The following is a 20,504-nucleotide window of genomic DNA, read 5'->3' on the forward strand; positions in this document are numbered from 1 at the left end:
AAAAAATACGGCAACTCTTTATCAAAAAAATGCTTTGAAACAGCAAAAAAGACAACAACACACTCCCCAAAATTGGAAATCTGTATCAATTAGCTTAATCATCCTATTTTAAAATTTTTAATAGTGCAGACAATAGATCTTTTTTTTTAAAGTAGAAACTCTACAATTTTTTTGTTTTGTTAATGATCTAACAGCTTTGAAGAACAGTAAAATATAATACATAAAAGATGTTTTTATTGCTCTATGAGCTCCAAAAAAGATTCGTTTATTTCAAAAAAATATTTTTTTGATAATAGTATGTATGTAAAAGATAAATGACATTTATCAACATCCTACTGACTTACAAAGGCGAAGCACAATAAAAAATATTTTCCAATCCCCTTGAATTAATAAGATCTATTGCAATTTTTTACGAAGACTATTGCACACTTTAGAAAAATTCATTTGCCCTGCATACCGTTCCTTAAGCCATGCCATCACCTTACCGATATCGCGTAATTTTTCAGCTTTTGTTTGTACCAAAGCTTCACAAAGGACCTGTTCTACTTCCATCTCCTTAAGTTGATAGGGAAGAAACTCACGAATAACTTCTATTTCTGCTTGTCCTCTCTCTGCCAATTCCAAGCAACCAGACTCTTTATGGACTCGCATCAATTCTTCACGCTGTTGAAGCATTTTAGTGAAAACAGACTGTATCTGCTGATCATCCACTTCTAACTTCCCTTGATCATAATAAAGAATATCACGATCCCTAACTGCAGCATTCATTAAACGGAGTGTAGCAAGACGCGCACTATCTTGCGCTTTCAAAGCAGCCCTAAGAGCCCCATCAATCTGGTTACGCAACATAAATTTATCCAATTTTTTTCAAGAAGAAAGCGCCTTTTAACCAATCTTTATCCATCTTGCAATGGAGGATAAAAAAATAATTAAGGACTCGATCTTCGAAAAGCTAAAACAAGACTTTACCTCTTCATGGAATGTACTTATACTGCCTATTTCAAGCGAAACATTACCAGAATAATATACACAGCATCTGTTAAAGGTATGATTTTTGTGTAAAGTTGATCATTATACCTTTCAGAGAATAAATTGTGGATACATACTATGATACAAACGACTTCACCCAGCCACCCTTGGAGTATCAAAAAACCTACAGCCCTCTTAGTCTTAGCTGATGGAACCGTTATTGAAGGCAAAGGAGCAGGTGCTACAGGTATTGCTGAAGCTGAAGTGTGTTTTAACACCGCCATCACAGGCTATGAAGAAATCCTCACAGACCCGTCATACACACAACAAATCGTTAATTTTACTTTTCCTCATATAGGAAATGTAGGGGCAAATAGTGAAGATATTGAAGCTCTCTCTCCTCTCGATTGTCATGGTGCTGTTGGCGCTATTTTCAAGGCAGACATTACACATCCCTCAAATTATCGTGCCAATGAAAATCTTCATCAATGGCTTAAAACGCATAAAATTATTGCACTTTGTGGTATTGATACACGTGCGCTCACAATTCTTATTCGTGAAAAAGGTGCGCAAAATGCTGTCATTGCACATGATTCTAATGGAAATTTTGATATTCCTTCTTTAAAGAAACGTGCGCAAAAATGGCACGGTCTCGTCAATCTTGACCTTACGAAAGATGTGACATCTCAATCATCAATGCAATGGGATGAAAAACCATGGAGCTGGAACAAAGGATACAGTACAAATAATGTGCATAATCTTCATATCATTGCAATTGACTATGGTATTAAACGCAATATTCTTCGCCTTATGGCAACACAAAAAGCACGCATTACTGTTGTGCCTGCCCACACAACTGCAAAAGAAATTCTAGCAATGAACCCTGATGGAGTTTTTCTTTCTAATGGACCAGGGGACCCCGCAGCTACGGCTCAATATGCCGTTCCAACGATCAAAACATTAATTGATCATAATTTACCAATTTTTGGAATATGTCTTGGTCACCAACTTCTCGCTCTTACGGTTGGTGCAAAAACCGTGAAAATGCACCAAGGACATCATGGTGCCAACCACCCAGTTAAAGACCTCAACACTGGAAAAGTTGAGATTGTATCGATGAATCACGGTTTCGCCGTAGATTCTGCCTCTTTACCACAACATGTACAAGAAACACATATTTCTCTCTTTGATGGTTCAAACTGTGGTATTCGAATCATTGGAAAACCAGTTTTTTCTGTTCAATATCACCCCGAAGCTTCTCCTGGACCACAAGATAGCCACTACCTCTTTCAGCATTTCTGTGATCTCATTATGAATTATAAAAAAATATCTTAAAATAAAATATCTCACTTTCTAGCTTCTCTCCTTTAAATTATATCATCTTCCCATACACAACTATATTATTTGTATACCTACAACTTATTGAATAAGTGTTATTATTTATCATTTTGCAACTAAGATGAGAGCACTGAATAACTTGAATTTTTCTCATGACCTCTCCTCTTAGAATTGTATTCATCAAAATCATTGGCTTCCCCCTAAGCAAGATAAGTGTGTCGATAAAAACCATTTTTAAAAAGAGTAAAGTGCCTCAAATAAGTATTGGATTCACAATACAATTCTAAGCATTCTATTTTGCATGAGAAGCGTAATTCCTATTAAAGAATAAAAAAAATTATTTGCACTAAATGAGAAGAATGTATCGATATTCTATACAACACTTTGTGAAACAAATATCACAAAAAACTTTCTGCCTATAAAATGATACATTTTGTTTATCTTGTGCATTCTCTAGCAAAATAGTACGTACCAGCCCCTCTCAAAAAATTAACGTACCCGCAAGGCAAAAATAACTGTTGCAACGACAAGAAGAAAAAAGCCTCCAACAAAAGGGGCACCAGAAAAATAAAACTGTGCATTTTTATCTGTAAAACATTCAAAAAGAAACACATAAAAAACAGAACCAAATATTAAACTTAACGAAATAACAGATGTCATCGCTCCTTGCAGTTCTCCTTGTACATTTGTTGGCACCTGCGCTGAAGCAATAGCACGTATAGGTGCATGAACAAGATATTCAAGCATTGTACACGCACAAACCATATAAACCATCCACCCCTGCGTTGCGAATGTATAGCCTAGCATAGCAACGGAGGCAAACAAAAGCCCCACTATAACAATATGCCAATCACTCCATCGTTTAGAAAAATAAGGCAAAATGAGAGCGACTACAATAAATTGGCCTATCCCAAAAACACTATAGGAGAGCCCAATAGAAAAAGAACTCCAATCATAGCGTTCTTTTGCAATGAAAGCCCAAATACTTAACCATACAGATTCCGCAAACCAATAAAGAAAAAAGACCAATAACACCCAAAGAACCATCGGATATTGTTTCAGGTGCCAAAAAGCACCTAAGGGATTTGCCCGCTTAATATCAAAAAAGCGCCTATTCCACAGAGAAAGAGTTTCTGGAAGCATAAGCCAAGCAAAAATAAAATTAATGAGTGAAAAACCAGCAGCAAAATAAAACGGTATACGCGGACCAAACTGACCTAAAAAACCACCAATAAACGATCCTAAAATAAACCCCAATGCGGATGCAACGCCTAACAGACCAAAATTGCGTGTACGGGTTTTATCATCGGATATATCCGCAAGATAAGCTGTACAAGTTGCAAAACTAGCACCACTCATCCCTGACAAAAGACGCCCGATAAATAACATAGAATAACTCCATGCTATGGCACATATGAGATTATCAAGAGCAAAGCAGATAATAGAGAGCAGCAAAATAGGACGACGACCATAACGATCAGAGAGATTGCCAATAACAGGAGCAAACAAAAACTGCATCACTGAATAAGCTGCAAGTAATTTTCCTCTTTCTACAAAAGATGTACTGACATCTTTTCCAGTTAATTGAGAAAAATATTCAGGCAAAACAGGACAAATAATCGCAATGCCAAGAATATCTAACAATAAAGTGATGAACACTAAAACGAGCCCACGCTGAACAAAATTCGGATTGAGCATTTGGTCTTGCATAACATACACACTATTTTACGCATACAATTACTCCCCCGCTATCTTTTTACTCCCTTTTCCTTTTAAAAGTATTCTATACCATATACTTGTCATATATAAAATAATAGCAAAGTAAAAATTTAAGTAAGAGTCAAGATAAAAATATAAAATTACGTTTTAATTAGTATATCATTGTCAAAGCATAAAAATATTTTTTTGCATTATACGAATAAAATATTTGTGCGACCAACTCATAAACAAAATTTCATGAAACACAGAGCATTTCCAATAGTTTTAGAGACATTATGATGAATTTTATCAGACATCATTTCCCCTTCTCATACCACCGTTTTCAGGAATCTCAATTCCATTTGATACGTTAGATATCCTATAGCAATTGAAACCTTTTAAAAGATAAGCTCTTAAAGAATTTTCTTACCCTCAGAATGTGCTATAAGATTAAAGCAGCATCACCCAAATAGCTTAACAATGCAAAAGCTCATCATATTTTTAAAAGTATTTATCTGACAATCATTTTATTTAAAAAATAAGTATATTATAGAGAAATATTCTTTAATTCTATAATCTTAGAAACTATTCATATCGCTTGCAATTTGTGTAACCTTAAAAACCATGATTATATCTTTATATTCATTGATGCTCTTAATGATTATATGCTACTGTTAAATCTAATAATGATCGTGATACGCATTTAAAAAATAGCACTTTTAGAAATAGTTAGTCATGAATTGTTAATGCAAAAATGGTGTATAGAATGCGAAAAATATCTCTATTAGTTCTCATTTTAATATTGGTAACAGGATATGATGTTCAGGATTCTGATTCACAAGAGAGTATTTTAGGAAATAAAATAAAAACACAACAAACAAACAACATAAAACTAGATCCTTATACTCTAAATAAACTAAATGCTCTTCTCAAAAAACGTTCAGAAACAAATTATCAGGAAAAAGGGACACTAATTGACTTTCTTTCTGAAGCTTTTTTAGGGACACCTTACCAAGCAAATATGTTACATGGCTCAGAAAAGACACCAGAAAAACTGATTATTGATTTTAGAGGCTTAGATTGCTTCACTTATCTGGATTATGTTGAAGCATTACGCAAATCAACATCCCAAACAGAATTCATAAATAACGTCATAAAAACGCGTTATATTAACGGTAATATTCATTTTTTAAATCGCAAACATTTTTTTACAGACTGGGCTTATAGAGAATATAAACTCGCCACTGATATTACCGCTGAAATAAGTCCCCATGCGGTAAAAATAGAAAAATATCTCAACAAAAAAGCTGATGGTGAAAACTATCTACCTGGGTTGCCAGTTGTGAAACGCACGATAACGTATATCCCAAGTAACTTTATTAATGAGGAGGTTGTAGGTCGTTTACAGTCTGGTGATTTTATTGGTATTTATACGAAACTTGCTGGATTGGATGTAACACATGTGGGCTTCTTTATCATGACAGATAAAGGGCCAATGTTAAGAAATGCTTCTTCACGAAAAGAAAACGAAAAAGTCGTTGATTCTCCTTTTATGGATTATGTTGCAAAAACACCAGGAATCATTGTTTTAAGAGCTCTTTAATAACATCATAGTGATATGAAATATCTTCTCTATTCTTAAAATATATACTGTAGTTATTCAGGTAAACATCTAACTTCGTTCAAGCTATACGGATACAATATATTTTTACAGTTTTTAGAGAAAAAGTCGTTTTGATCTAACTTTGTTTACAGGTATGTAAAAAATCACGGATTTGTGATCACTTTTACTGGTTGAACAATAAAGACAGGCAAAACTCTATTTTAGTATCACGCTTTCCTTTTATATTCTCAACCAAGAATTATCTATAGATTATCACTAATCTGATCTTTACGAATATAGCGCAAAAGACATAGATAAACGTTTGTAAAAATAAGTAAAAGTAACGCCAGATATGTTTTTTTTATCTCATAAAGTATTTTATAAAAATTCGATCTATCTCTCTAATTTATTGCGTATAAATTTTTGACCTTATAGCATTATTTTCCTCATAAAGTCTTTGCGTTTTCTTGTTGTCTATACATTTAAATAACCCTGATGTAGCAGCATATTTATGATTAGAATGCACCAGTACTGTACGCGTCATTGTAAAATTTTTGATGCTAGATTGAAATGAAAATATGAAGGCATCAATTAAAAACCAGTATCTATCTTTAGCATCATTCTTTAATGTGTCCCCTATCCTTCATGCAATAAAGAACATTTAAAACAGAACACATTTTATCGGTAAAACAACACATTTATTAGCAACAATAATGATGATTAATCTATGATCACAAACTTTAAAATTCTACTCATAACTTTTATATAAAATTTATCATTAAACTTATGACGAAAGCTTCATTCCTCCTCGCCCTAAGAAACGAAACATCTACTCCTGACAGTCTGTAAACAATCCGTTCTCTTAAGTGAATTTAAGCGGCTAACCATTTCATGAGATTCACTTACACAAGGATACACCAGCAAGCCCTATTTTGAATATTTACTCCACACTCTAAAAACACTTAATAGATCAAATTTTATATACCCAACCTTAAATAACAGTGTTTTAACGAAATAGAATAAATCTTGCCTTAAATACTCTGTTTAACCTTTTATAATTGATTAATGCAAAAATTAAATCAACGAAAGAGATTCACTGTATTTTCGAGAAGTATGAATCGCCCCATCATAAAAAATAGTCCCCATAACATAGCAGACAATTTGAAAAAATCTTTTTATATAAAAGGGATCACCGTTGTACCGGGAGGCAATTTTGCCTCATCTTCAGGCTCGACATGAATAGAAATACGTACATTATCAAATTCTTGTTGAAGAACACCTTCGATTTTATCACAAATTTTATGTGCTTCTCCTACCTGCATTATAGCAGGCACAACCAAATGAAACTCTATAAAAGTAACCCTCCCAGCAACACGCGTCCGTAAATCATGGACCTCAAGCGCACCCGATGCATTTGCAGAAATCAGCTCCCGAATCCGCATGCTTTCATTCAATTCAACGCCAACGTCCATTAATCCCTGAACAGCATTTCTAATCACCTTCCAGCCCTGTAAGAGAATATTAACGGCAACGATTATCGCTAAAATTGGATCTAAAATTCCCCATCCCCCGATAAAACCAGCAATCAGACCAATTAAAATTGCAAGCGAAGTAAAAACATCCGTTATAAAATGCACTCCATCCGCTTTAAGAGCCGGTGAGCGATGGTGTTTTCCCTGCCAAATAAGAACCATTCCCCACATACAATTTATGACAGTTGCAATAAGATGAATAACAAGCCATACTCCAGGCTTCTGCAATAATTGAACGGTAGAAAGAGCTATCCATGCTTCTCTTAAAATAACAATTGCCGCAATAATAATGAGTATCCCTTCAAGAATGGCGGAAAAATATTCTGCTTTATGATGCCCAAAGGGATGATCCTGATCCGCTGGCTTCATACTCACTTTAACAGCCCACCATGCTGCAAATGACGCAAGAATATTAACTATTGATTCCAATGCATCAGAATAAAGTGCAACCGAATCTGTGATGTGATATGCCCAATATTTCAAAGCAAAAACAATACACGCAATAAAAATAGAGTATAAAGTTAAGCTTTGTATATTGATTTTTACATCCATGAACCTCATCCTTTTCTTCACGAAATAAGGGATTAATATTTTCAACCATATAATTATACTTTTGGCATATCGACAATATTTCCTCAATATTACAGAAGCTTCAGCATACAATAAACGCTTCAAGCTCACATTATTATCGTAAAAACTGCTCAGTTACACGAACAGAATCAATAAAGGAAGAAGAGAGGAACAGAATAAACAAAGAGCTTTCCCAAAAGCAATCAAACACATCACCTTCATTACTAATCGTTTTCTGAATAACTTAAAGCCATCTCACATCTCATAAACAAAAAACTTGTTTTTACTCAAATATACCATGATCATGCATTATTTTTCAGTCTTATAATGTGCATCATAAGCCATCTTTGCAACTTAGAAAAAATATCTTAGCACTCTACTGTAACCTCAGAGGTCAACCGCATTTTAAAATATGATTTACTAAAAAATTGAGATATAAAAAAGAAGAACAATGATTACCCCAAAAAAAAGAATCTGGGCATTGGGGACCCAGATTCTTTTCCCTTAGAAATTAAGGGCATACAGAACTTGGGAAATAGCGGGGACCCAAGACACTGCACCCGATACGAGAAAAAATATATGATTCCGTATCAGTATTTTTATACTATACCTATGGTTGCATATTGTCAACACAAATTCTACCATAAGTTTTAAAATAATGTTTTTTTCTCTCTTTGTTAAAATAAAATAAATTCTAACATCTGGAAATCATAAGAAAAAAGCACTAAAAATCTCTCATGCATTTGAATATCATAACAATCAATGAAACCGATGATCCACGCCTAAAAGCCTATCATAATATCCGTGAAAAAGATCTTGTTGGACGGCAACATCAATTTATTGCTGAAGGCAAAGTAACATTGTCCGCATTACTGCACTCGAAAGAGTTTTCTGCCATCTCACTGCTCATCGTAGAAAACCGTCTCTCTGGACTTCTACCGCTTTTAGAAAAAACACAGCCTCTATGTCCCATTTATTGCGTTCCACAAAAAGTCATGGATAATATCACCGGCTTCCATGTTCATCGTGGTGTCTTGGGTATTGGTAAACGCAAAATACTGCCATCCTTACAAAGTTTTCTACAACATCTTCCAGAAAAAGCTTTGATTCTTGTTTTATGTGGTATCTCGAATCACGATAATATGGGATCAATTTTTCGTAATGCAGCAGCCTTTGCCAGTAATGGTATTATTGTCGACAAAACCTCATGCGATCCACTTTATCGTAAATCAATAAGAGTTTCTGCCGGCGCTGCTTTAAAAGTACCCTATACGCAAAACGCTGATATAAATGACATTATAGCTGCTCTAAACGATGAAAACTTTCATTTTTATGCACTCTCCCCTTCTGCTTCACACACTCTCAAGCAAGCCAACAAAACTAAAAGAATGGCACTTATTTTTGGAACAGAAGGCGATGGCTTACCACCCCATATACTACAACAATCAAAAACCTTACGTATTCCCATGACTGACGGTTTTGACAGCCTTAATGTTGCCACAGCCTCAGGTATTGCACTTGCCCATTTTACCAACTTTGACCACTAAAGATGATAACACTTTAAGTTGTAAAACATATCCGATGTTGTATGTTATCTATCAGTCCCAATAATGTTGCTGTTCCCTAGCATTTGAAAGCATTAATTAAAAAACATTTTTATATTTTTCTTATCGATGCTTTCCGCACCCTAACCCCGCTCATGACGTGCAGAAGACATAATTTTGATGGATCCAATCATTTAAAAACTTTCAATGATAAAATCTTCCGGAAGTCTCTCATTCAAGTTTAAGTTTAAGGTTAAAATTATCATTATAAATCAACTGACTATTTTTTATGAAGCTGTTATTTTAGTTCAGAAGAAACAGAATCTTTTGTTTCGAGATTGCATAAAACGCGCTTCAACATCATTTCAGTATGGGCCGCACGTTCTGAATGTGTTACAAATCCTCCCCCAAGAATACGCGCATCATGACCATTTTCATCATAAAGAACGCAAGCTTGCCCTGGTGCCACACCATTTTCACATTCCAATAAATCAACGGAAAAAACACCTTCTTTATAATGTAAGCGCGCAAGGTGAGGAGGACGCGTTGAACGCACCTTTACAGCTACCTCAATACCTTGAGAAGGAAAATTATCTAACGACTCATCACCAAGCCAATTCACATCACGTAAAAAAAGCTTATGTGTTTCTAACATTTCACGCGGTCCAACAATAACACGTGCATTTTCCACATCGAGATAAACCACATAAAGCGCTTCACCCGTTGATACTCCAATACCACGACGTTGACCAACCGTATAATTAACAATTCCCGAATGTTTACCTAAGATCTTTCCATCAATATGGACAATAACGCCAGGATTAGCTGCTTCTGGACGCAGTTTTGCGATAACATCTGAATATTTTCCTTGTGGAACAAAACAAATATCCTGACTATCATGCTTATTGGCAACCACAAAGCCCATTTCTGCTGCCATTTCACGAACGCGGGTTTTTGGAAGGTCACCAAGTGGAAAACGCAAATAATCAATCTGTTCTTGTGTCGTTGCGAAGAGAAAATAACTCTGATCACGATCATTATCGAGAGGACGAAAGAGTGCTCGATGCGCTCCGTGGGAACGCGAACGAATATAATGTCCCGTAGCCAAAGCATCTGCCCCCAATTCGCGTGCCGTTGCTAATAAATCAGCAAACTTAACCGTTTGATTACACGCAATACATGGTACTGGTGTCTCTCCATGCGCATAGCTTTCTGCAAAAGGATCAATAACAGCTTCGCGAAAACGCTTTTCATAATCAAGAACATAATGCGGTATTCCTAATGTTTCTGCAACGCGGCGTGCATCCTCAATATCTTGTCCTGCACAACACGCCCCCACCCGATGCGTCGCTGCCCCATGATCATAAAGCTGCAACGTAATGCCAATAACATTATACCCTTCCTTTTTCAAAAGACCTGCAACAACCGATGAATCAACCCCTCCCGACATTGCAACAACAATGCGAGAATCCTCAGGTTGTCCTGGTAAATCAAGACTGTTTAAAAACATGTATTCATTCTCTATTTAATGCTCTGTTTAATGTCTACTCATATGTTAACATTTTGATGTACGCTCTTCAGCACTTTTACACGATTGATTGTCTTTATATTGTTTTTTTATCTTTTCCACAACCATAGGCATTACTTTCTTAAAAGCTGCTGCAAACAAAAAAAGAATGATCGAAATAAGGCATAATGGCAATCGTTTGGGAGAAAACCTTTTTGCTCTTTTTAAAATCTGGTAAAATATTGCAAGAAGCTCTTCTACACACTTCACTTAAGTTTCTTTTTACGTGCTCAATCACTTTATTAATTTTTTCTTTCAGCGCGTTTAGCTCTTTTTTAAATTTCATGCTCTATAAACGAATCAAGTCCTTGACTAAAGGTAGAGGATACGAATGACCAATTTGATAAAAACACAAATGAAATATGTTATTGGGCCAGATGGAAGTCCGCTTACAATTGCCGACCTACCGCCGCAAACAACACGACGCTGGGTGATTCGTCGCAAAGCTGAAGTTGTTGCGGCTGTCAGAGGTGGATTGTTAAGTCTTGACGAAGCGTGCCAACGTTATACTTTGACTGTAGAAGAATTTCTTTCATGGCAAAGTTTGATCGATGAACACGGTTTAGCGGGATTACGAACGACCAAGATTCAAAACTACAGGCATTAAGTTGCCCTTGATGACGATTCGATAACATAAAGAAACTTGTAAAACAGCCAAATTTGATAAAAATTTGGCTGTTTTATACTATACCCAAAAGATAAATCTGAAAGAATAGATTTTTCAATAATTGCTTTTATCATCCAACCATTGAATTAGCCAACCATTGAATTAGATTGAATCAAAATATCCTCACCACCCGCAGCAATCTTCTTTTCCCGTGCTTCCAAAAGCTGTGCACGTTGCAGCTCTGTATTAGCTTCATGGAGAGCAATTTCAGCGTTTGTTTTTTGAAGCTGTAAATCACGAATTGAATTGATCAGATTATCACGTCTTTGCCGCGCTGCACGCGCAAAAGCAGAATAAGCAAAATGGTGAACATCATTGTTTCCAGATTTACGTTCTTCATGAGTAATTTGTGCTTCCAGCTCTAACACCATTCGTTCAAACTCTGCGATCATCATCTCAAGCTGTGCAATTTCACGGCGTTTTCCACGCACTTGAAACATCCTCAATCGCACCATATTTTCTCGTGGCTTCATACTCACTACTCCTTGATTGCGCCAACTCAAAACTCGCATTCACACCCAATAAATATCTTTTAGTTATATGTCTATCCGACAAAAACAGTCTATTGACTTGAAATTATAACAATTTTCGCCTTTCATTAAAGCATCTGAACATACAATCTGCTTTAAAGAGCAATAACTATTTCTTTACTTTTCCCCCCATTATAAAATGAAGAGATTTAAAGCTCAGTAAACAAACACTGAAATTGTAAAAAAGTAATTTATAATGCTCTTTTACAAATTTTTTTAAGTTAAAGTTTATAAAAAAAGCCCTTCTTTTTTTATTATGTTAAAAAAATATGCGATTTTTCTAAAATAATTTTGCAGCCTCTTTCAAAAATAAAAATATTTTGTTAACCACTATCATGGATAGTGGGGAATTTAGTAGTGATTGTTACGCGTACTACTGAAATATTCATAAACACTTTGTTATAAGTGTTTGATTTCATGAATTGTTTTTATAACAGTGGTTTTGCTAACTGATTATAAAATAGAAATGCTCCTTATGATTCGTGAAGGAGCGAAGTGAGGGATCTAAAATGCGCGTATTATTAATTGAAGATGATAGAGCAGTTACTCAAAGCATTGAGTTAATGTTAAAGTCAGCTAACTTTAATGTTTATATCACTGATCTGGGTGAAGAAGGTATCGATTTAGGAAAACTCTATGATTATGATATCATTTTGCTTGATCTGAATTTGCCCGATATGTCAGGGTATGATGTCTTGCGGACTCTAAGGTTGGCAAAAATAAAAACTCCTGTCCTGATCCTTTCTGGTATGAATGCCATTGAAGACAAGGTCCGTGGTTTTGGCTTTGGAGCTGACGACTATATGACAAAGCCTTTTCATAAGGATGAGCTCATTGCACGTATCCATGCAGTTGTTCGTCGTTCTAAAGGACATGCACAATCGGTTATTGTTACCGGTGATCTCACTGTCAACCTTGATGCAAAAACCGTCGAAGTTGCAGGGCGCCCCGTTCATTTAACCGGAAAAGAGTATCAAATGCTAGAGCTTCTCTCTTTACGTAAAGGTACCACCCTTACTAAGGAAATGTTTCTCAATCATCTCTATGGTGGAATGGATGAACCAGAACTAAAGATTATCGATGTTTTTATCTGTAAATTGCGGAAAAAATTGGAAGCAGTCTCTTCTAGTGTAAATTACATTGATACAGTTTGGGGACGCGGTTATGTATTACGTGATCCAGTTGAAGAGAACGTACGAAAAACCGCTTAAGCAGTGAACATGCACTTTGTAAAATCTCGGAGTGTGGCGGGCCGAGATTTTTTCCCAAAATCTGTTCTCTGTTAAAAGTAGAAAACTCGCACACCAAAAATTCTCATATAGAAAGCGCTTAAAGCTTAATAAATAACTATACAGCATTTACACATATAACTCTATTGCTCATATGTTCAATCGAAGCCACTTTTCCCAACACGGCTTAAGCGCTTCTCTCTTATTCAAAGCTTTTTTACACTTTCTAAAACAATACAATGATCATTTTCATCAATATTTATTTTCATCTCTGTCATCTGAGAAAGTAACATTGTGTAATAAAATTGGATGACATGTGCATCAATAAGCTCTTCTTGAACTTCTCCACGAAATAACGCAAGAAAATGAGGGGGTATACGGAGAGTTTTACCGAAAACCTCAAATCGAAAAGAACGTTTATTTTCTTCTTGCAAAATCATAACAACAATTTCACCACCACGAGAAACTGTTGCGTTTGCAATCAATAATAAATTAAGCAAAAGTTTAACTTCATCTTTTGGTAACAATAAAGAAGAAGCTTGCCATTTTAAAGTTGCTTTTTCTTCTTTCATATATTGTTGAGCAACCTGCTCTGCAGCCCGTGTATCTATTTGTCCTCCACTTGCACCAGCAAAACCAAAAGCCAATCGCGCAAATTGTAGACGTGCAGCAGCACTCGCAACGGATAAACGCACCAATTGTAAAGCATCTTCTTCAGCTCCTCCTTCATCATAAAGCTCCATTGCATTTTGAATAGCCCCCACAGGTGAGATCAAATCATGGCAAATACGACTACAAAGCAAAGCAGCAAGATCCGTAGGATTCAAAGAAATATCTAACGTCATAATGATTGAAAACTCCTAGATTCAAAAAAACAAACTTTATTTTAAAGAAAAACTCTTAATATCTGATGCATAATAGGAAACATTAACAATCATGCTAAAAGAAATTCAGAAATAAATTCAAGAATTTAAATAACCTTATATCTTATTTTTTATTTGAATAGAATGAAAATTCTAATATTATCTTTTTGTTTATCACTAATAAAAGGAGAAAACTTCATGGCTCTCTCTCTGCTCAAATACTGGTACAAAAATATTATATCTTTAATCTTCCTTTTATTCATCACCATAAACACTGCACATGCTCAACTACAACCAATAGAGCAAAACGAACCCCATTATTCACTCCAAGAAATTATTGATTCTGGGCATCTTTTTTTTGGAAAAACAGCCAGTGGTCTGGCTGTTGCAATTCAAAATATTTTTTCACAATACGGTTATCCCAATGCCTATATTTTAGGAGAAGAAGCTTCTGGTGCCTTTTTTGCTGGATTAACCTATGGTGAAGGAAGAGTTTTTACCAAAAGCTATGGTCAACATAAAGTTTTTTGGCAAGGTCCCTCAGTAGGATGGGATTTTGGCGGCCAAGGCTCCCGTTTAATGATCTTAGTTTACAACCTTAATAGCATAAATAATTTATGGAAACGCTATGGTGGTATTTCAGGTTCGGCCTATTTAATTGCAGGTGTTGGTTTTCATGTCCTCAAATACCATAATACCTTGTTAATCCCAATACGTACAGGGATCGGTGCACGCCTTGGTATCAATATAGGATATTTAAAATTAACACCTAGACCGACATGGAATCCGTTTTAAACGTATTCTTATTTGAAATAGGGGTATTATGCTTATTCAATCGTTTATTTTTTTTATTCTTGGAGTTGCTTTCACTTCTTGGGTACTGGTGCTTTTGTCTCCTTTTATTTGGCGTAAAGCCGTTCATTTTGCGTATAAAGATGTTTGTGCGCAAATGCCATTATCACTCGCGGAAATAGAAGCAAATCACGATTTTCTTCGTGCACAACATGCTGTAGAATTAGCAAACAACCAACAAAAGTACGAATTTTTGCAAAAAAAATACGCCCAACAAAAAGTACAACTGAGCCAAATAACAGAACAATTTTATCGGCTATGCCTCCCCACACAAGACACTCTCACTAAAGAAGCGATAGCAATCAAACAAAATATCGCCACAACTTTCAAAGGAAAGAAAAATGATGCGTGAAAAAATCGCACACTATCAGCAACGTTTACAAAAAATCCAAACTTATCAGCTTGACACGACTGCTAACCATCAATTGCTGGAAGAACTCCGTGAAGAAACAAAAGAACTTGCAGCAACATTGGCAGCTCAAATAGCGCTACAAGAGGGAAACACATCACCCATCAATACATTGATTCAAAAATCAAAAAGCAAAAATGACCTCGCATCACGTATTCGCAAAAAAATCACTTGTCTCTCCCAAAACCCCGTTAAATAAGTTATCTTTTAAAACACCTTGAATGAAGAGTAAAATCAACAAAGGTTCATTATAACTTTCATAACCCAAATCCTTTTTATTAAACGTGACTTTCTTGCTAAGCTAAAGGACAAAGTTTCTTAACCCATACCGTTCTGTTAAAAAGCATCTTCTTGTCTAGCAGATTCCACTTGCTAATCATATCACCGCCCTAAAGGACAACATTTCATAGGTCCTAGAAAGCAAATAATACCAAAAACATTGGTCACACACTCTAACAAAAGGTACCTTCTAAGATGAGTCACCAATAGAGCTTTGACCATAATTTTAAGGATAAAAATACGCTCTCAAAAGTGATAAAAATCTCTTATTTTTTGGATAATCATATCCTGATCCGTTTGTGTCAAGTAAGGATGCATTGGTAAACTTAAAACACACTCTCCTAAAGATTCTGAAACAGAAAGGGAATCTTTTACATAAGGAAAGTGTTTATAAGCTGGCTGTTGATGTAAAGGAGTTTTATAATAAATCATTGTAGGGATAGAATTTTTTTGTAAAAAATCTTTTAATTTATCACGTTCTTTTACCTTAATCGTATATTGTGCATAAGCAGAACGAATATTTTCTCCTATTTCTGGAACTGTAACAACATCTCTTAAGCCATTGGAATAGCGTTGAGCAATTTCTACACGCTTTTCCATTTCATCTTCAAAGATCGCAAACTTTTCTAGTAAAATTGCAGCCTGAATGCTATCTAGGCGCGAATTCATACCAATACGTACATTGTCATATTGCGTTTCACCTTTACCATGAAACAAAATAGAGCGTAAAAGTTCTGCAAAATGATCATCATTGGTCATCATAGCGCCTCCATCGCCATAACATCCTAATGGTTTTGCAGGATAAAAACTTGTAGCAGCCACATCACCAAAAGCACCGCACATAGTATTACCGCTTCTTCCACCCATAGATTGAGCAGCATCTTCAATTACAAAAAGATTTTCCTTTGCTGCCACTTGAGCAATTTGCACATAGTCAGCAGAAAGACCAAATAAATCAACGGCAATAATAGCCTTTGGCCTTAGACGTCCCTCTTTTTTTACCATTTCGATAGCATGAGAAAGTTTTTCAACATCAATATTGAATGTATCAGGTAAAACATCAACAAAAACAGGCTTAGCCCCCACCAAAGCAACCACTTCAGCCGTTGCTGAAAATGTAAAACTAGGACAAAACACAGCATCCCCTGGACCAATATTTTTAGCCATAAGAGGCATCTTCAAAGCATCTGTTCCATTAGCACATGCAATCACATGTTTAACACCAAGATATTCTGCCAATTTCTCTTCAAATTCTGTTACTTCTGGCCCCAAAATATACTTACCACTAGCGACAACATGTGCAATTGCAGAATTAATTTTATCTTCAATACGCGCACGCTGCGCCCCAAGGTCGATGAATTGCATATTAACTCCATTGATCATCACAAGAATGCAAAAGCGCTACCTATCTCTTTTATCTATCATAATTGACACCAGCAGCTGTTAAAATCCGTAAAACCGCAATAGCATCATCACCATTTGTACGAGGTGATTGACGCGTTTCAATACAATGAAGAAAGTGCCGTAATTCGCAAGTAAGCGGCAAATCTTCACAAACATCAATATAATTCAGCTCATCCATGCTAAAAGCCCACTCTTGATTTTCTTTCCAAACGGCAAAATGGTGCATTGCCAATTTACGGCTCCACGGTTCCATATCATCAAAAACGAGCATAGCCTTTGTTCCAACAACAGTTAAACGTCTCTCACGATAAGAACTCAAGCGTGAAGTAAAAAGATGACTACGCACACCATTTGGAAAAGTCATATGAATATGAGAAAAATCAGAAATCTGATCAACGACAGCAGCCCCCTCACCGCGAATTTCGGAAGGTTCACATCCTGTCAACGCCAAAATCATTGAGAGATCATGAGGCGCAAGATCCCATAAAGCATCGCTGTGTGTGTGAAATTTTCCAAAGCCTAATCTATGAGAATAAATATATCGCACATCTCCCACTTCTCCGTTTTTCACCAATTCACACATTTTTTCAAAAGCCGGATGAAAACGTAAAATATGGCCTACCATAAAAACTCGCTCATAAGCCTCAGCCTCCTGAACTTGGCGTTTAGCATCAGAAACATTCAAGGCTATTGGTTTTTCCACTAAAACATCTTTACCATTTTTAACAGCACGGAGCACATTTTGCGTATGCAATTGTGGCGGCAATGCTAATACCAGCGCATCAATATCTCGATGCGTAAAAAGATCATCTGGTGTAACAAGCTCTACACCATACATCGTTGCAAAACTAGCAGCACGATCATTATCAATATCAGAGACTGCTGCCAAAGCCCCGAGAGAATGGAGTGTTCGTATATGATTTTCACCCCAATGACCGCATCCTAAAACCGCTACACGTGGCACCATTTTCATGCCTTACCCTACTTTATCATATAAAATTACACTTTTACATATCGAGGATAAAATAGAATGACAAGAGAAAAGCTTAAAAACGATGCTTGACATCTTACTATTCTACCCCTTATATCCGCAAAAGATGTAATTCTTTACAATTATGATTGCTTATTTTGGCGGAGTAGCTCAGTAGGTTAGAGCAGAGGAATCATAATCCTTGTGTCGGGGGTTCAAATCCCTCCTCCGCTACCATTACTTTTTTTTTGTTGTTGTAGCTTGCCAGCGGGTTTTGTATATTTTGCCACTAGGTTTTGTACCAATTTATTTTTTCTCAAAGAGTTTTAAAGGGTCTTCAAATGCCTTTCAAAGGATATTTAAAGCTCTCTTTAACGCATTTTTCTGCTCCTATTTTTCCAAATCACTAAAGCATGTAAAGTCGGGTTGAAAGGCAAGGGGAACGATTCCTGTCGGACCATGGCGTTGTTTTGCTATAATAACCTCGGCTTTACCCTTGACTTGCTCCATTGCATCTTGCCATTTGTTATACTCAGCAGTGCTTTCTTTGGGTTCTTCATTTTTGAGATAATATTCTTCACGATAAACGAACAGAACAATGTCGGCATCTTGCTCTATTGAACCAGATTCACGTAAATCGGAGAGTTGCGGACGTTTATCGATTCGGTTTTCAACTTGGCGCGAAAGTTGAGACAGAGCAATGATGGGAATATTGAGTTCTTTTGCAAGTGCTTTTAATCCGGTGGTAATGGCTGTAATTTCTTGAACGCGATTTTCTAATAAACGTTTTGAACCGCTTGTCATGAGTTGGATATAATCGATAATCAAGACATCTAGACCATGTTGTCGTTTAAGACGCCTTGCACGGGCGGCTAATTGTGCAAGGGATACACCACCCGTTTGATCAATATAAAGAGGGATTGTTTGTAAGGAACGCATTGCGTAAATGATGTTGGTAAATTGCTCTTCTGAGATATTACCACGACGCATATCAGAAGAAGAAACCTTTATTTGTTCTGAGATAATACGAGTTGCAAGCTGTTCGGATGACATCTCAAGTGAGAAGAAACCTACAACGCCCCCTTCATTTTCTTGGCTGTTATCACGCTTACAAGCATTGGCAATATTAAAAGCAATATTGGTCGCCAGAGAGGTTTTCCCCATTCCAGGGCGTCCAGCTATGATAATCAAATCGGATGGCTGTAGCCCCCCCATTTTCTCATCAAGGGTTTTGATATGGGTAGCTATCCCTGAGAGCTTTGAAGAACGCTTTTTTGCAGCGCTTGCCATGTTAAGTGCTTTTGCAATGGCTGTATCAAAGTTTTCAAACCCACCCCCATATTTCCCTTTTTCGGCGAGCTCAAATAACTGATTTTCAATCGTTTCAATTTGTTGGGAAGGTGTAAGTTCGACAGGCGCATCAAAGGCTGTATTGGCAACTTCATTGCCAAGATTAATCAAAGACCGGCGGATAAAAAGATCGTAAATGACGCGTCCATAATCTTCAGCGTTAATAATTGTGACTGCCTCTGTGGCTAAGCGAACAACATACTGGTATACAGTAATATCTCCAATTTTTTCTTCCATTTGGATATAGGATTTGATTGTAATGTGGTTTGCAAGATGACCATTTTGAATAATAAGACAATCTCAAAGATCTTTTGATGTAGCGTTTCAAAAAAATGTTCTGCTTTGAGAAAGTCTGAAACGCGATCGAGTGCATCATTATTAATCAGGATTGCTCCAAGTAATGCCTGTTCAGCTTCAATATTATGGGGAAGTTGACGAAAAGAAGAAGCAAAATTATCTCTTGGATTCTCTGTTTTTAGCATGTTTGATGTTCTCATTGCTTTCTTTTCCCTTGTCTGGTGCTTCAAGTGTGATTTCTGTGGTGTATCCGCTTTGTTTTTCATAGCAGTGGGTGACGGTCGCGGCTTTCCATAGACCATTGATTTGCCCACGAAACCCTTGCAATAAAAGAGGTTGATCCGCCATGATTTCTGGGCGTCCCTCAAGGGTCAAAGAACCACTGCCCACAGCACGACACAACCTGTCCGACTCGGAAGCAGCAGCAGCTCGTGCTTCCTCCTCACAAGTGTAACAAGTCCGCAAACGCCGCACGGGACCGCTAACCCCTGTCTGATGCTTAATGTGGCATTGCTGCCCTTTTGAGCGATCAAAATAAGAAGCTTCAATGGTGCCATATTGCGTGCGTGGCTCTAGGGTAAATTCCCAGTTGGAACAGTCGTGTTTATGGATGTCGAGTGCTGGTAAATTGTCCCCGCTTAAAAATAAAAACTTATTGTCCTTGATCAAAAAACGTGCCCGCATACGGTCAGCAAGGCGGGTTAAAAAATCAACAGCCGATTGATCTGTACGAATCACATAAGGTAAAGTTTGTTGGGTGAACTGAGGACTGACCTTTGCTTGATAGCCATGGCGTTTAGCGAGTGTCTCAACAATCTCACCAACAGTTTGGT

At 36.6% G+C, this 20,504-nt stretch carries 18 protein-coding genes, 1 tRNA gene and 1 pseudogene; 9 read left to right on the forward strand and 11 right to left on the reverse strand.

From position 1 onward, the window contains the following. Positions 1 to 396: 396 nt before the first annotated feature. Positions 397 to 849: a GatB/YqeY domain-containing protein gene (locus ACFIKH_RS04580; RefSeq protein WP_375626178.1), complete on the reverse strand. Its 453-nt coding sequence runs from the start codon at positions 847 to 849 to the stop codon at positions 397 to 399. 258 nt (positions 850 to 1,107) lie between these two features. On the opposite strand from ACFIKH_RS04580, the gene carA reads away from it, so the two are divergent. Then, positions 1,108 to 2,304 carry a glutamine-hydrolyzing carbamoyl-phosphate synthase small subunit gene (gene carA, locus ACFIKH_RS04585; protein ID WP_375626180.1) on the forward strand — a complete coding sequence of 399 codons (1,197 nt, stop codon included), beginning with the start codon at positions 1,108 to 1,110 and terminating at the stop codon, positions 2,302 to 2,304. 492 nt (positions 2,305 to 2,796) lie between these two features. Here carA and ACFIKH_RS04590 read toward each other — a convergent pair whose 3' ends face one another. Next, positions 2,797 to 4,017 (reverse strand): MFS transporter, encoded by a 1,221-nt coding sequence (locus ACFIKH_RS04590; protein WP_375626181.1) that lies wholly within the window; start codon positions 4,015 to 4,017, stop codon positions 2,797 to 2,799. 754 nt (positions 4,018 to 4,771) lie between these two features. On the opposite strand from ACFIKH_RS04590, the gene ACFIKH_RS04595 reads away from it, so the two are divergent. Further along, the gene (locus ACFIKH_RS04595; protein ID WP_375626183.1) at positions 4,772 to 5,608 is read left to right on the forward strand and encodes a DUF1460 domain-containing protein; all 837 of its coding nucleotides are present in this window, start codon (positions 4,772 to 4,774) and stop codon (positions 5,606 to 5,608) included. A gap of 1,175 nt (positions 5,609 to 6,783) precedes the next feature. Here ACFIKH_RS04595 and ACFIKH_RS04600 read toward each other — a convergent pair. Continuing rightward, positions 6,784 to 7,692: a cation diffusion facilitator family transporter gene (locus ACFIKH_RS04600; protein WP_375626185.1), complete on the reverse strand. Its 909-nt coding sequence runs from the start codon at positions 7,690 to 7,692 to the stop codon at positions 6,784 to 6,786. A 755-nt stretch (positions 7,693 to 8,447) separates the two neighbouring features. On the opposite strand from ACFIKH_RS04600, the gene ACFIKH_RS04605 reads away from it, so the two are divergent. After that, on the forward strand, positions 8,448 to 9,257 hold the full coding sequence (locus ACFIKH_RS04605; RefSeq protein ID WP_375627021.1) for a TrmH family RNA methyltransferase: 810 nt from the start codon (positions 8,448 to 8,450) through the stop codon (positions 9,255 to 9,257). A gap of 295 nt (positions 9,258 to 9,552) precedes the next feature. On the opposite strand, the gene mnmA is transcribed toward ACFIKH_RS04605, so the two are convergent. Beyond that, on the reverse strand, positions 9,553 to 10,764 hold the full coding sequence (gene mnmA / locus ACFIKH_RS04610; protein ID WP_375627019.1) for a tRNA 2-thiouridine(34) synthase MnmA: 1,212 nt from the start codon (positions 10,762 to 10,764) through the stop codon (positions 9,553 to 9,555). A gap of 139 nt (positions 10,765 to 10,903) precedes the next feature. After that, positions 10,904 to 11,107, reverse strand: coding sequence for a hypothetical protein (locus ACFIKH_RS04615; RefSeq protein ID WP_375627017.1), 204 nt, complete (start codon positions 11,105 to 11,107; stop codon positions 10,904 to 10,906). Between the two features lie 45 nt (positions 11,108 to 11,152). Between ACFIKH_RS04615 and ACFIKH_RS04620 the strand changes: the two genes are divergently transcribed. Further along, the gene (locus ACFIKH_RS04620) at positions 11,153 to 11,428 is read left to right on the forward strand and encodes a DUF1153 domain-containing protein (RefSeq protein WP_015856675.1); all 276 of its coding nucleotides are present in this window, start codon (positions 11,153 to 11,155) and stop codon (positions 11,426 to 11,428) included. A 146-nt stretch (positions 11,429 to 11,574) separates the two neighbouring features. Here ACFIKH_RS04620 and ACFIKH_RS04625 read toward each other — a convergent pair whose 3' ends face one another. Beyond that, complete coding sequence (locus tag ACFIKH_RS04625) at positions 11,575 to 11,961, reverse strand: flagellar export protein FliJ (RefSeq protein ID WP_375626192.1); 387 nt, start codon at positions 11,959 to 11,961, stop codon at positions 11,575 to 11,577. Positions 11,962 to 12,527: 566 nt separating this feature from the next. On the opposite strand from ACFIKH_RS04625, the gene ctrA reads away from it, so the two are divergent. Then, positions 12,528 to 13,229: a response regulator transcription factor CtrA gene (ctrA, locus tag ACFIKH_RS04630; protein WP_015856677.1), complete on the forward strand. Its 702-nt coding sequence runs from the start codon at positions 12,528 to 12,530 to the stop codon at positions 13,227 to 13,229. Between the two features lie 224 nt (positions 13,230 to 13,453). On the opposite strand, the gene chpT is transcribed toward ctrA, so the two are convergent. Next, positions 13,454 to 14,092, reverse strand: coding sequence for a histidine phosphotransferase ChpT (chpT, locus tag ACFIKH_RS04635; RefSeq protein WP_015856678.1), 639 nt, complete (start codon positions 14,090 to 14,092; stop codon positions 13,454 to 13,456). A 216-nt stretch (positions 14,093 to 14,308) separates the two neighbouring features. Between chpT and ACFIKH_RS04640 the strand changes: the two genes are divergently transcribed. From ACFIKH_RS04640 to ACFIKH_RS04650, 3 genes are read left to right on the forward strand one after another with little or no spacing between them, the layout of a single operon-like run. Beyond that, positions 14,309 to 14,905: a DUF1134 domain-containing protein gene (locus ACFIKH_RS04640; RefSeq protein ID WP_375626194.1), complete on the forward strand. Its 597-nt coding sequence runs from the start codon at positions 14,309 to 14,311 to the stop codon at positions 14,903 to 14,905. A gap of 28 nt (positions 14,906 to 14,933) precedes the next feature. Next, a complete protein-coding gene (locus tag ACFIKH_RS04645; protein ID WP_375627013.1) occupies positions 14,934 to 15,314 on the forward strand; it encodes a hypothetical protein in 381 nt (126 codons plus the stop codon). After that, positions 15,304 to 15,570 (forward strand): hypothetical protein, encoded by a 267-nt coding sequence (locus ACFIKH_RS04650; protein ID WP_375626198.1) that lies wholly within the window; start codon positions 15,304 to 15,306, stop codon positions 15,568 to 15,570. The genes ACFIKH_RS04645 and ACFIKH_RS04650 overlap by 11 nt, the downstream gene beginning before the upstream one ends. A 326-nt stretch (positions 15,571 to 15,896) precedes the next feature. Here ACFIKH_RS04650 and ACFIKH_RS04655 read toward each other — a convergent pair whose 3' ends face one another. After that, entirely contained in the window at positions 15,897 to 17,015 is a 1,119-nt protein-coding gene (locus ACFIKH_RS04655; protein WP_375670297.1) for a DegT/DnrJ/EryC1/StrS family aminotransferase, read from the reverse strand. A gap of 49 nt (positions 17,016 to 17,064) precedes the next feature. Next, positions 17,065 to 18,021, reverse strand: a complete 957-nt coding sequence (locus tag ACFIKH_RS04660; protein ID WP_015856681.1) for a Gfo/Idh/MocA family protein — start codon at positions 18,019 to 18,021, stop codon at positions 17,065 to 17,067. 163 nt (positions 18,022 to 18,184) lie between these two features. Here ACFIKH_RS04660 and ACFIKH_RS04665 point away from each other — a divergent pair. Next, positions 18,185 to 18,261, forward strand: a tRNA-Met gene (locus tag ACFIKH_RS04665). A 153-nt stretch (positions 18,262 to 18,414) separates the two neighbouring features. Here ACFIKH_RS04665 and ACFIKH_RS04670 read toward each other — a convergent pair. After that, positions 18,415 to 19,871, reverse strand: a pseudogene (locus ACFIKH_RS04670) (replicative DNA helicase). Further along, positions 19,828 to 20,504 (reverse strand): phage late control D family protein (locus ACFIKH_RS04675; protein ID WP_375671084.1); only part of this gene is annotated, 677 nt, incomplete at its 5' end. The pseudogene ACFIKH_RS04670 and the gene ACFIKH_RS04675, both read right to left, overlap by 44 nt.

Source organism: Bartonella sp. SD1336NMGDW, assembly GCF_042193565.1.
GTDB classification, from domain to species: domain Bacteria; phylum Pseudomonadota; class Alphaproteobacteria; order Rhizobiales; family Rhizobiaceae; genus Bartonella; species Bartonella grahamii.